The organism is Amycolatopsis tolypomycina (assembly GCF_900105945.1).
Classification (GTDB): domain Bacteria; phylum Actinomycetota; class Actinomycetes; order Mycobacteriales; family Pseudonocardiaceae; genus Amycolatopsis; species Amycolatopsis tolypomycina.
On sequence record NZ_FNSO01000003.1, the window covers coordinates 455,856 to 467,341 of the forward strand.

At 71.5% G+C, this 11,486-nt stretch carries 11 protein-coding genes; 7 read left to right on the plus strand and 4 right to left on the minus strand.

The features are described from left to right. Nucleotides 1-43: 43 nt before the first annotated feature. The 3 genes from BLW76_RS07725 to BLW76_RS07735 all read left to right on the plus strand — a co-directional run bounded on the left by BLW76_RS07725 (nt 44) and on the right by BLW76_RS07735 (nt 3,057). The gene (locus BLW76_RS07725) at nt 44-1,684 is read left to right on the plus strand and encodes a TM0106 family RecB-like putative nuclease (RefSeq protein WP_167384503.1); all 1,641 of its coding nucleotides are present in this window, start codon (nt 44-46) and stop codon (nt 1,682-1,684) included. Between the two features lie 83 nt (nt 1,685-1,767). Continuing rightward, nucleotides 1,768-2,397, plus strand: a complete 630-nt coding sequence (locus BLW76_RS07730; protein ID WP_091305143.1) for a PadR family transcriptional regulator — start codon at nt 1,768-1,770, stop codon at nt 2,395-2,397. A gap of 6 nt (nt 2,398-2,403) precedes the next feature. Then, complete coding sequence (locus BLW76_RS07735; protein ID WP_091305144.1) at nt 2,404-3,057, plus strand: class I SAM-dependent methyltransferase; 654 nt, start codon at nt 2,404-2,406, stop codon at nt 3,055-3,057. Between the two features lie 45 nt (nt 3,058-3,102). Here the strand turns inward: BLW76_RS07735 and BLW76_RS07740 are convergent, their stop codons facing one another. Beyond that, a complete protein-coding gene (locus BLW76_RS07740) occupies nt 3,103-3,861 on the minus strand; it encodes an SDR family NAD(P)-dependent oxidoreductase (RefSeq protein WP_091305145.1) in 759 nt (252 codons plus the stop codon). 143 nt (nt 3,862-4,004) lie between these two features. Here BLW76_RS07740 and BLW76_RS07745 point away from each other — a divergent pair, with 143 nt between their 5' ends. The 3 genes from BLW76_RS07745 (at nt 4,005) to BLW76_RS07755 (ending at nt 7,650) form a co-directional block, all read left to right on the plus strand. Then, the gene (locus tag BLW76_RS07745) at nt 4,005-5,309 is read left to right on the plus strand and encodes a UDP-glucose dehydrogenase family protein (RefSeq protein ID WP_091305146.1); all 1,305 of its coding nucleotides are present in this window, start codon (nt 4,005-4,007) and stop codon (nt 5,307-5,309) included. Between the two features lie 132 nt (nt 5,310-5,441). After that, nucleotides 5,442-5,825: a VOC family protein gene (locus tag BLW76_RS07750; protein ID WP_244170081.1), complete on the plus strand. Its 384-nt coding sequence runs from the start codon at nt 5,442-5,444 to the stop codon at nt 5,823-5,825. A 58-nt stretch (nt 5,826-5,883) separates the two neighbouring features. Further along, nucleotides 5,884-7,650 carry a gamma-glutamyltransferase family protein gene (locus BLW76_RS07755; RefSeq protein WP_091305148.1) on the plus strand — a complete coding sequence of 589 codons (1,767 nt, stop codon included), beginning with the start codon at nt 5,884-5,886 and terminating at the stop codon, nt 7,648-7,650. Here the strand turns inward: BLW76_RS07755 and BLW76_RS07760 are convergent. The 3 genes from BLW76_RS07760 to BLW76_RS07770 are packed head-to-tail and all read right to left on the minus strand — an operon-like array spanning nt 7,647 to nt 10,519. Further along, nucleotides 7,647-8,525 (minus strand): VOC family protein, encoded by an 879-nt coding sequence (locus tag BLW76_RS07760; RefSeq protein ID WP_091305149.1) that lies wholly within the window; start codon nt 8,523-8,525, stop codon nt 7,647-7,649. The genes BLW76_RS07755 and BLW76_RS07760 overlap by 4 nt on opposite strands. After that, entirely contained in the window at nt 8,518-9,042 is a 525-nt protein-coding gene (locus BLW76_RS07765; RefSeq protein WP_091305150.1) for an RNA polymerase sigma factor, read from the minus strand. The genes BLW76_RS07760 and BLW76_RS07765 overlap by 8 nt, the downstream gene beginning before the upstream one ends. 52 nt (nt 9,043-9,094) lie before the next feature. Beyond that, complete coding sequence (locus tag BLW76_RS07770) at nt 9,095-10,519, minus strand: MFS transporter (protein ID WP_091305151.1); 1,425 nt, start codon at nt 10,517-10,519, stop codon at nt 9,095-9,097. Nucleotides 10,520-10,621: 102 nt separating this feature from the next. Here BLW76_RS07770 and BLW76_RS07775 point away from each other — a divergent pair, with 102 nt between their 5' ends. After that, nucleotides 10,622-11,455, plus strand: a complete 834-nt coding sequence (locus tag BLW76_RS07775) for a helix-turn-helix transcriptional regulator (RefSeq protein ID WP_091305152.1) — start codon at nt 10,622-10,624, stop codon at nt 11,453-11,455. The last annotated feature ends 31 nt before the right edge of the window (nt 11,456-11,486 follow it).

Here is an 11,486-nt window from a genome sequence, read left to right on the forward strand (position 1 = left end):
GGCGGGCATGTCGGCTCGGCGGTGGGAATCTAGAGTGATCTCCATGAACACCGAGGTGGTACTCGACGCGGGCGCGGTCAGCCGCTGCCGTCGGCGCGTGCACCTCGAACACGACCCCGCCATGCGGGAGGTGCCGCTTTCCCCGCCCGACCCCACCGCGCAGCAGCGGATCGACGATGCCACCGCGCACCGCGAAGACATCGTCACCCGGCTGATGGCCGCCAACGACGACCACTGGGTGAAGATCGGCCGCGACCTGCCCGCCCACGAGCGCGTCGAACAGACGCTGCAGGCCTTCGCCGACGGGGCGCGCTACATCTGGGGTGCGCTGCTGCCGGTCGACCCGGCCGGGCACCGGCGTGGCGGCATCGACCTGCTCGTCCGCACCGGCCGCGGCTACGTCCCGGTGCTCGTCGTGCGGCACCGCATCACCGACCGCGGCGCCGGGGCGATCGTCACCGAACTGACCGACCTCGACCCGGCGCACCGGAAAGCCGACGAAGGCCGCAAGGTCCGGTCGCAGCCGCGTGACCAGTTCCGGCTCGTGCACGTCCGCCGCATGCTGCAGACGCTCGGGCAGGCCGACGAGAGCAACACCCTCGGCGGCGTCATCGGGCTCGACGCCGACGTCGTCGTCTGGCACGACCTCACCGCGGGCACCTGGCCGGGCGGCCGCAACGCGCTCACCGAGTACCAGGCCCGGTTCGCCGACCGGCTCGCCATCGCCACCGCCGCCGCGAACGGCGAGGAGCCGCTCGCCGAACCGTCGCGCGTGCTGGAGTGCCGTCGCTGCCCGTGGTGGCCGACGTGCGAGGCCGTGCTCACCGAAACCCGCGACGTCAGCCTCGTCGTCCGCGGCGAGGACGCCGTCGAGCTGCGCCGGGCCGGCGTGTCCACTGTGGACAAGCTGGCCGCGCTCGACCCGGCGGGCGAGTCGCCGGAGGTCAACTGGACCGGCGTCACCTTCCCGGACGCCGTCGTGCTCGCCCGCGCCTGGCTGGCCGACCTGACGCTGGTGCGCCGCGTCGACACTGTCGAGGTGCCGCGTGCCGACGTCGAGGTCGACGTCGACATGGAGAGCTTCGGCGACGCCGGCGCGTACCTCTGGGGCTGCCTGCTCAGCGGCGCCGACATCGGCGTCCCGCAGGGCTACCGCGCCTTCGCGACGTGGGACCCGCTGCCCACCGACGACGAGGCCCGGTCCTTCGCCGAGTTCTGGGCCTGGCTGACCGACGTCCGCGAGCGCACCGAAGCGGCGGGCCTGACCTTCCGCGCCTACTGCTACAACGCGCTCGCCGAGAACCGCTGGCTCTTCGGGTCCGTCGAGCGCTTCGGCGACCACCCCGGCGTTCCCACGAAGAAGGACATCCAGTCCTTTGTGGATTCCGAGCAGTGGGTCGACCTCTTCCGCAGCGTCACCGACCAGTTCCTGTGCTCCCACGGCAAGGGCCTGAAGGTGATCGCCCCGGTGGCCGGCTTCTCCTGGCGCGACCCGGAGGCGGGCGGCGAGGCGTCGATGCGCTGGTACCGCGACGCCGTGGGCATGGACGGCGAGAAGCCGGACGACGACCAGCGCGAGCGGCTCCTGCGCTACAACGAGGACGACGTCCTCGCGACCCGGGCGCTGCGGGAGTGGATCGACGCCCGGGCGCAGGCCGAAGTGCCGTACATGTTCGATCTCTGAGTTGTTCAGCGACTAAGACACTTGCCTACTGACGCGTCCTGCGTAATACTCGTGCACGAGTACTCGTAGACGAGGAGTTCGAGATGAAGCGGCGGAAGGTCGCCAACGTCCTGGGGTTGGCCGTGCTGTCCGTCGTGCAGGAACGCCCCATGCACCCGTACGAGATGGCGGCCGTGCTCAAGCAGCGCGGCAAGGACGCCGACATGCCGATCAAGTGGGGCTCGCTCTACACGGTCGTCGCGAACCTCGAGAAACACGGGTTCGTCGAGGCGGTCGAGAGCGTGAAGGACGGCGGGCGGCCCGAGCGGACCGTCTACCGGATCACGCCGGCCGGGCGCGAAGAGTTCGAGGACTGGGTCCGCGAGCTCGTCGGCACGGTCGACCGGGAACCGCCGCGGTTCAAGGCGGGGCTGTCGATGATCGGCGTCCTGGGTCCGGACCAGGCGATCAGCCGGCTGCGGGAGCGGCTCGAGCAACTCGAACAACGCGCGGCGGCGCACCGCGCGGCGCTCGACCAGCTGCGGCCGCTCATGCCGCGGCTGTTCCTGGTGGAGGTCGAGTACGACCTCGCGATGACGGAAGCCGAAGCGCGCTGGGTGCGCGGCTTCCTCGAAGAACTGACCACCGGCGCCCTGCCCGGCCTCGACGCCTGGCGGCGCTACCACGAAACCGGCGAATTCCCGGACGACCTGGGGGAGTTCGTGGAGAGGTAGGAACCGATGGAGACGATCCGCAAGCACAAGGTGCCCGAGATGGAGGGCCTCCAGGCCCGCTGGTACGCCAAGAACCGCGGCACCGAAGCCCAGCTCGTGCAGTACCGGCGGCAGGCGGCCGAGGTCACGGCGGGCTGGCCCGAAGGCGCCGAAGTCCTGGAGGTCGCGCCCGGCCCGGGCTTCTTCGCCGTGGAGCTGGCGAAGCGCGGCTTCCGCGTCACCGGGCTCGACATCAGCCACACCATGGTCGAGATCGCCCGGGAAAACGGCGCGGGCCTCGACATCGACTTCCGGCAGGGCGACATCACGCACGCGCCGTTCGAGCCGGAGTCGTTCGACTACCTGGTCTGCCAGGCCGCGTTCAAGAACTTCCGGCAGCCGGTGGCGGCGCTGAACGAGATGCACCGCGTGCTGCGCCCGGGCGGGTCCGCGCTGATCCACGACCTGAACCACGAGGCCACCGCCGGCGACATCCGGCGCGATGTCGCCGGGATGAACCTCGGCGCGGTCGGCAGCTTCACGATCCGGCAGACCCTGGCGTGGCTGCGGCGGCGGGCGTTCACCCGGGAGCAGTTCGAGGCGCTGGCCGCGGAAAGCGCCTTCGGCGGCTGCTCGGTGACGACCGACGGCATCGGCATCGAGGTCCGCCTCACCCGCTGACCACTGGGGGCGGCACTTTCACGTGAAAGTGCCGCCCTCTCGGGGTCAGCGCGGGGCCATGCGGAGCGAGCCGTCCATCCGGACGACCTCGCCGTTCAGGTAGTCGTGGTCGATGAGCGACAGCGCGAGCTGCGCGTACTCGTCCGGCCGCGCGAGCCGCTTCGGGAACGGGACACCGGAGGCGAGCGACGCGCGGAACTCGTCGCTGACCGTGGCGAGCATCGGGGTGTCGACGATGCCCGGCGCGATGGTCAGCACGCGGATGCCGTGCGAGGCCAGGTCGCGGGCCGCGGGGAGCGTCATGCCGACGACGCCGCCCTTGGACGACGAGTAGGCGACCTGCCCGATCTGGCCGTCGAAGGCCGCGATGGAGGCCGTGTTGATGATGACGCCGCGGGCGTCGTCTTCGAGCGGCTCGGTCTTGGCGATCGCCTCGGCCGCGATCGTCAGCACGTTGAACGTACCGACGAGGTTGATCTGGATGACCTTCGCGTACAGCGCGAGGTCGTGGCGGCCCTTCTTGGACAGGATCCGGGCGGACGGCCCGATGCCCGCGCAGTTCACGACGGTCCGCAGCGGCACGCCGGAGCCCGCGGCCGTCGCGACGGCGGCCTCGACCTGCTCGACGTCGGTGACGTCGGCTTCGACGTAGGTGATGCCGTCGATCTGCTCGGCCTTCTCGATGGACGACGCCAGGTCCAGCGCGAACACCCGCGCGCCCTGGGCCGCGAGGGCCTTCGCCGTCGCCCCGCCGAGGCCGGACGCGCCGCCGGTGACGAGCGCCGCGGTGCCGTTGATCTGCATCTCTGCCGTTCCCTTCGCTGCTCCGATTCGCCGACCCAGGTTAACGCTCGTTCGCATCGCTGGTTCGTGTCTTCGCTCACCGCTCTCGGGCCCGACCGTTTCCGTTAGCGTCGTGGTCAACTCCGGCTGTCACCTTCAGCGGCATGACGCCAGCTCGGATCGTGGTGGTAGGAACCGGATACGTCGGCTTGACCACGGGGGCCTGCCTGGCCAGTCTCGGGCATTTCGTCACTTGCGTGGACGTCGACCGCGCGAAGGTCTCGCGGCTGGCCGCGGGACGCGTCGACATCCTCGAACCCGGCCTCGAAGACCTGGTCCACCGCGGGCTCGCGGCCGGGCGCCTGCAGTTCGTCGTCGGCGCGCGGGACGCGGTCCGCCACGCGCAGGCGGTGTTCCTCTGCGTGCCGACGCCGATGGGCGCCGGTGGCTCCGCCGACCTGCGTGCGGTCGAGGCGGTGACGGCCGAGATCGGCGACGTCCTGCCGCGCGGCTGCGCGCTGGTCACCAAGTCGACCGTGCCGGTCGGCACGTCGAAGCGGATCCGGGAGCTGGTCGGCCGGGCCGACGTGCCGGTGGTGTCGAACCCCGAGTTCCTCCGCGAAGGCACCGCGGTCGCCGACTTCCTGGGCCCGGACCGGATCGTCGTCGGTTCGGACGACCTCGCCGCCGCGCGCTGGGTCGGCGAGCTGTACGCCGAGCTCGATGCGCCGGTCGTCGTCGCCGACGCGGCCAGCGCGGAGCTGGTCAAGTACGCCGCGAACTGCTACCTCGCGCTGAAGCTGTCCTACGTCAACTCGATCGCCGAGCTGTGCGAACGGCTCGGGGCGGACATCTCCCTGGTCACCGAGGGGATGGGCCACGACAAGCGGATCGGCCGGACGTTCCTCAAGCCCGGCCCCGGCTGGGGCGGTTCCTGCCTGCCGAAGGACACCAGCGCGCTGGTCAAGGTGGCCGAGTCGGTGAACTACGACTTCACGATGCTGACGTCGGCGATCGACGAGAACCTCGCCCAGCGCGACCGGATCGTCGCGAAGATCGCGGGCGCGGTCGGCGGGACACTGGCCGGCGCCCGGATCGGCGTGCTGGGCCTGGCGTTCAAGGCCGGCACCAACGACCTGCGCGACTCGCCAGCGCTCGCCGTCTGCTCGGTGCTGTGCGCGCTGGGCGCCGAGCTGATCGCCTACGACCCGGCCGTCGACGGCGAGATCGCCGGGATGACCGTCGTCGACGACGCCTACCAGGTCGCCAAGGACGCGGACGCCGTCGTCGTGCTGACCGAGTGGGCCGAGTTCAAGCACCTCGACTGGGCCGCGATGGCCGAGCTCATGGACGGCATCGACGTCGTCGACACGCGCAACCTGCTCGACCCGCGGGTGATCGTGGAGGCGGGGTTGTCCTGGCAGGGCGTCGGGCGGCCGCGGGCGGCGGCGAGGATCAAGGTTCCCTGAGGCCCGGATCTTGGTTAGGCTGGCCGCACGGCATCGCGTGTCGGTCACCGGCTGGGTGAGACATGGAGGTGGCGGGAGTGCCCCGGAGGCATTTCAACCGTGTCAGTTTCTGTATCCGTTGAATTGAACCATTTGATCGTCCCGTCCCGGAACAACCGGGAATCCGCCGAATTCCTGGCGAACCTGCTCGGCCTCGAAGTCGGGGAGGAATGGGGTCCGTTCATCCCCGTCGAGACGCGCAACGGCGTCCGGCTGGACTTCGCGACCATCCCCGAAGAGGACCTGCGCCTGCAGCACTACTGCTTCCTGATCCCGGAGGACGACTTCGACGCCGTCTTCGCGCGGCTCGTCGAAACCGGCGTGACCTACCACGCCGACCCGATGGGAAAGCAGTTCGGCGAAATCAACCACAACCACGGCGGCCGTGGCGTCTATTTCCTCGATCCCGGCGGCAACGGGATGGAAATCATCACGCAGCCGTACGAGCCGGACCGCCGCCGTCCGGCGTCCTGGTAGCCCCAGGAGGGCACTTTCACGTGAAAGTGCCCTCCTTAGCAATGCGTACTATCGGGGCATGTTCACGACGAGGCCGGAGCTGACCGGCACCTTCGGGATGGTGGCATCGACGCACTGGCTGGCTTCGGCCACCGGGATGGCGGTGCTGGAGGACGGCGGCAACGCGTTCGACGCGGCGGTCGCCGCCGGCTTCGTCCTGCAGGTCGCCGAGCCGCACCTGTGCGGTCCGGCCGGCCAGGTGCCCGGCCTCTTCGTGACGGCGGACGATCCGACCCCGCGGGCGCTGGCCGGACAGGGCCCGTCGCCCGCGGGGGCCACGCCGGAGCACTTCGCGTCGCTCGGGCTCGACCTGATCCCGGGCAGCGGCCTGCTCCCGGCGACGGTGCCGGGTGCGTGGGACGCCTGGCTCCTGCTGCTTCGCGACTACGGCACGAAGCCGCTTCGCGAGGTGCTGAAGTACGCCATCGGCTACGCGCGCAACGGCGTCCCGCTGGTGTCGCGGGTCGGCGACACGATCCGCGCCGTCTCGCGGCTGTTCACCGAGCACTGGCCGACGTCGGCCGCGCTGTGGATGCCGGACGGCAAGCCGGCTTCGGGCCTGCACCGCAACCCGGCGCTGGCCGACACGTGGGAGCGGCTGCTGCGGGAGGCGGAGTCCGTCTCAGGCCGCGGAGCGCAGCTCGAGGCGGGCCGTCGGGCCTGGTCACAGGGCTTCGTCGCGGAGGCGATCGAGCAGTTCAGCCGCCAGGCCTTCCGCGACGACTCCGGTCGCGCCCACGCGGGCCTGCTGACCGGCGACGACCTGGCGTCGTGGTCAGCGTCGTACGAGGACCCGGCGTTCGCCGACGTCGGCGACTGGCGCCTGGTGAAGATGGGTGGCTGGACGCAGGGACCCGCGCTGCTGCAGCAGGCGTTGCTGCTGCACGGCCTCCGCGACGAGCTGTCCTATGTGGACGGCGTGCCGTCGGAGCGCACGGTCCACCTGGCGACCGAAGCGGCGAAGCTGGCCTTCGCGGATCGCGAGGCCTGGTACGGCGACACCGACGTGCCCCTGGACGTGCTGCTGTCGCCGTCGTACACCGACGCCCGGCGCGCGCTGATCACCGAGACGGCGTCCTCTGAGCTGCGCCCGGGCGACGCCCGCGGCCCGGCCCGCCTCCCGGCGATCCTGGACTCCCTGCAGGGCATCGAGGCGGGCGACGGCGCCACGGGCGAGCCCACGGTCGGCCCCCAGGGCCAGACCCGCGGCGACACGGTCCACCTCGACGTCGTCGACGCGGCGGGCAACCTGGTCTCGTTGACGCCGTCCGGCGGCTGGCTGCAGTCCAGCCCGACGATTCCATCGCTGGGTTTCTGCCTGGATTCCCGCGGGCAGATGTTCTGGCTGGAGCAGGGCCTGCCGAATTCGCTGGCCCCGCGCAAGCGCCCGCGCATCACGCTGTCCCCGTCGCTGGCTCTGCGCGACGGAGTCCCGACGCTGGCCTTCGGCACCCCGGGCGGCGACCAGCAGGACCAGTGGCAGCTGTGTTTCTGGCTGGCTCACGTCTACGGCGGCCTGAACCTCCAGGAGTCGATCGACAGCCCGGCCTGGCACACGAACGCGTTCCCCAGCTCGTTCTACCCGCGGTCGTGGAGCCCGCGCGAGCTGGTGGCGGAGTCGCGGCTGGGAGCGTCCACATTGGACGCACTGCGCGCCCGCGGCCACCAGCTCCTGGACGCGGGCGACTGGGCACTGGGCCGCCTGTCGGCGGTCTCCCGCACCGACGGCGTCCTCCGCGCGGCGGCCAACGCCCGCGGGATGCAGGGTTACGCGGCGGGCCGCTAGGGCTTCTCCCACAGCCAGAACTCGATGCCCTGGTTGTCGGTGCAGTCCGCGGTCGTCCCGTACGGGTGGCGCTCCACCTCGCCCGCCCGGCCGCCCTGCGCCCGCACCCGCGCCAGCGCCGACTCCAGGTCGTCGACCGCGTACATCAGCTTCCAGCCCACCTGCCGGTCGCCGGCCCACAGCCCGCCTTCGAGACCCGGCCCCGCGAACCCCCACGCGTCCGCCGTCGAGCCCGGCGTGAACTGCCAGCCCAGCACCGCCCCGTAGAACTCCTTCGCCGGCGCGGCTTCCGGGACCTGGAACGTGAAGTACATGGCCTCGCCGTGGCGGGCCGGCTGCGGGCCCGCGGCCGGGGTGGCCGCCTGGGACACCAGCCAGCGCTGGCCGAACGGGTCGCGGAACGAGCCGCCGCGGCCGTACGGCGAGTCGGTCACCTCGCGGATCAGCGTCGCGCCCAGCTCCAGCGCCCGCGCCACCGAAACGTCGACGTCCGGCACCTCCACCCGCACCGACGCGCCCCCCTCGCGCGGTGCCACGTGGCCGATCTCCGGGTACTCCTCGGCGAGCATCAGCACGGCGTCGCCGATGGCCAGCTCCGCGTGCCCGACGCGGCCGTCGTCCATCAGCATCGGCTCGCCGCGGCGGACCGCGCCGAACACCTCGACGTAGAAGTCGAGGGCGGCGCGGGCGTCGGAAACCGCGAGGTAGGGCGTCAGCGAACGCAGTGCGGCGGCAGCCGCGGGGGCCTCGGTGGTTGTCATTTCGGCTCCGTTCAAGATCAGGCGACGTAGGTTGTCGCGCAGTTCGGCGACGAACTCCGGGTCCGGCGCCACCCGCTCGGAGGGACGGCGAAGCGCGTCGAAAGGCTCAGGCATCGCGACCCTCCTTCTCCTCATAAGCCCGCCGGAACGCGGCGCGGGCCCGCACCAGCAACGCCTCGGTGGCGTGCACGCTGCGCCCCAGGTGGCCGGCGACCTCGGGGACGCCGAGGCCGTCGACGTACCGCAGCGTCAACGCGGCCCGGTGGTGCGGGCCGAGCGAGTCGAGCACCTGTCTCGCGCGCAGGGCGTCGAGCTGCTCGTCCCACGGGTCGTCGACGTCGGGCTCGCTGTCGTGCACGAGCCGCAGGCCGCGTTCCTCGCGTTCGAGCCGTCGCCAGTGGTCGGCGAGCTTGTGCCGGGCCACGCCGATCAGCCACCCGGTGCTCACCGCGGGCGCGTACTCCTTGCGACAGGCGGCGACCGCCCCGAGGAACGTCTCGGACGTCAGCTCCTCGGCGAGCGTGCGGTCGCCGCACCGGGACAGCAGGTACCCGTAGACCTCCGGCAGGGCCGTCTCGTACAGCCCGAGCAGCGCGAAGGCCGGGTCCGGTCGTACCCGAGGTTCCGTCACACCTTCATAGTCGTCCGGCGGCCGGATTTTCCGACGGGTGAATCCCGGATTTCTACGCCCGCGGGTCCGGCAGCCGCCGTCCGGTGACGGCGACGATCGCCGCCAGCACCGCCACCACGCCGATCACCAGCGCAAACGCGTCCCGGCTCCCCAGCGAGCCCGACAGCGTCGCGTACAAACTCCCCAGCGTCGCCACGCCCAGCGCCAGCGACGTCTGCTGGTTCGTCGTCATCACACCCGATCCCACGCCGGCCAGGTCCGTCGGCACGTGGGACAGCACGATCCGGAACAACGTCGTCATCGCCAGCGCGTTGCCGACGCCGATCGCCACCATCGACGGCGCCAGGTCGAGGATCGTCACGTGCGGCCACGCCGACAGCACCGTGCACAGCAGCGCCACCATGCCCATCGCCGTGATCGCGCCGCCGACCGGCACGACCTTCGGCCCGTAGCGCGCCACCAGGCGGCTGCTCAGCATCGACACCGTGAAGTACGCGACGGCCAGCGGCGTCAGCGCGCCACCCGCGCCCAGCGGGCCGAAGTGCAGGCCTTCCTGCAGCGTCATCGCGAACACGAACATGAACGACCCGAACGCGCCGAAGAACGGCACCGCCACCATCAGCCCGCGTCGCACGCTCGGCAGCCGCAGCACCGACGGCGGCAGCAGCGGCGTTCCGCCCTGGCGCTCCAACCGCCGTTCGACGTGCACGAGCGCCGCCGCCGCGAACGGGAACAGGACCAGCAGCGCGATCGTCCACAGAGGCCAGCCCAGCGCCCGGCCTTCCATCAGCGGCACCAGCAACGACAACAGCGTCACGGCCAGCAGTGCGGTGCCCAGCCGGTCGACGCCCAGCGGGTTGTGCGCGCGGCTCTCCGGCAGCCGCCGGGCCATGACCAGCACCACCAGGCCGATCGGGACGTTCACCAGGAAGATCGGCCGCCAGCCGGTGCCCCACAGGTCGGCCGCCACCAGCCCGCCGCCGAGCAGCTGGCCGACCACCGTCGAGATGCCGCCCGTCGCGCCGAACAGGCCGAGCGCGCGCGACCGCTGCTCGCCCGACGTCGTCGCCTGGATGATCGAGAGCACCTGCGGCAGCAGGAGGGCCGACGCCGCACCCTGCGCGGCGCGGGCCACCACCAGCGTGCCGGCCGTCGGGGCGATGCCGCAGGCCAGCGACGTCAGCGTGAACAGCCAGAGGCCCGCGAAGAACAGCCGCCGCCTGCCGAACGAGTCGCCGAGGCGGCCGCCGACCACCAGCAGCACCGCGTACGCGATGCCGTAGGCCGCCACCACCAGCTCCAGGGTGGCGGTGGACGCGTGGAGGTCGGCATCGATCGTCGGCAGCGCGACGTTGACGATGAAGAAGTCGATGATCGGCAGTGCCGCCCCCAGCAGCACCGTGACCAGGCCGGCGGGGGTCAGTCCCGGCCGGCCGGGGGCGCCGGTGGTCTCCGGCGCAAGGGAGGTCGTGGTCATGAGTACTACGATCAACCCGCTCGGAAACTGGTACCAGTTGTTGTTTATCCAGGTACCAGCCACTACCTGGTACCAGTTTCGGGAGCGTGTCATCCTGGCACCATGACCACCGCCGTCGAATCCGGCCTCCGCCGCCAGGAGCTGGCGCGGTTCCTGCGCAGCCGTCGCGAGCGGATCACGCCCGAGCAGGTCGGCCTGCCGATCGTGGGCCGCCGCCGGACGCCGGGGCTGCGCCGCGAAGAGGTCGCGCAGCTCGCCGGCGTCGGGGTCACCTGGTACACCTGGCTCGAGCAGGGCCGCGACATCAACGCGTCCGAGCAGGTCCTGCAGGCGATCGCCCGCACCCTGCGGCTCGACCCGCACGAGCACGTCCACCTCTTCCGCCTGGCCGGCGCGCCCGAGCCGGAGCGCGAGAAGGACTGCCAGGTCATCACGCCCGCGATGGAGCTCATGCTGAAGAAGCTCGAGCCGTACCCGGTCGCGATCCGCAACGCCCGCTGCGACCTGCTCGGCTATAACCGCGGCTACACCTGGCTGATGGGCGACGTCGACGCCATCCCGTTCGGCGACCGGAACACCCTGGTCCAGTGCCTGCTCAACCCGGAGTGGCGCAAGCGGATGCTCGACTGGGACGCGAACATCCCGCGCGTGATCGCCTCCTTCCGCGCGGCGATGGCCGACCACGTCGCCGAGCCGGCGTGGAAGCAGCTGGTCAAGCGCCTGAAGGCCGAGTCGCCGCTGTTCGCCGAGCTGTGGCCGCACCACGACGTCAACTCGGAACCGATCCGCACCAAGCGCTACCTGCACCCGGACGTCGGGCTGCTGCAGTTCAACTTCACCTACCTCTACTACGGCCGCCGGTCGGAGATCACCATGTCGACCTACACCCCGGCCGACGAGGAGACGGCGGCGAAGCTGCCGCTCGCGTTCGACTGACGACGTACGCCGGCGGTGCGCTCCGAGACGG

What these genes read in the sequence shown, in the direction of transcription:
- BLW76_RS07725 (WP_167384503.1), top strand. Translation starts at nt 44, where the DNA reads ATGAACACCGAGGTGGTACTCGACGCGGGCGCGGTCAGCCGCTGCCGT.
- BLW76_RS07760 (WP_091305149.1), bottom strand. Translation starts at nt 8,525, where the DNA reads ATGCCTGAGCCTTTCGACGCGCTTCGCCGTCCCTCCGAGCGGGTGGCG.
- BLW76_RS07735 (WP_091305144.1), top strand. Translation starts at nt 2,404, where the DNA reads ATGGAGACGATCCGCAAGCACAAGGTGCCCGAGATGGAGGGCCTCCAG.
- BLW76_RS07740 (WP_091305145.1), bottom strand. Translation starts at nt 3,861, where the DNA reads ATGCAGATCAACGGCACCGCGGCGCTCGTCACCGGCGGCGCGTCCGGC.
- BLW76_RS07745 (WP_091305146.1), top strand. Translation starts at nt 4,005, where the DNA reads ATGACGCCAGCTCGGATCGTGGTGGTAGGAACCGGATACGTCGGCTTG.
- BLW76_RS07755 (WP_091305148.1), top strand. Translation starts at nt 5,884, where the DNA reads ATGTTCACGACGAGGCCGGAGCTGACCGGCACCTTCGGGATGGTGGCA.
- BLW76_RS07730 (WP_091305143.1), top strand. Translation starts at nt 1,768, where the DNA reads ATGAAGCGGCGGAAGGTCGCCAACGTCCTGGGGTTGGCCGTGCTGTCC.
- BLW76_RS07775 (WP_091305152.1), top strand. Translation starts at nt 10,622, where the DNA reads ATGACCACCGCCGTCGAATCCGGCCTCCGCCGCCAGGAGCTGGCGCGG.
- BLW76_RS07770 (WP_091305151.1), bottom strand. Translation starts at nt 10,519, where the DNA reads ATGACCACGACCTCCCTTGCGCCGGAGACCACCGGCGCCCCCGGCCGG.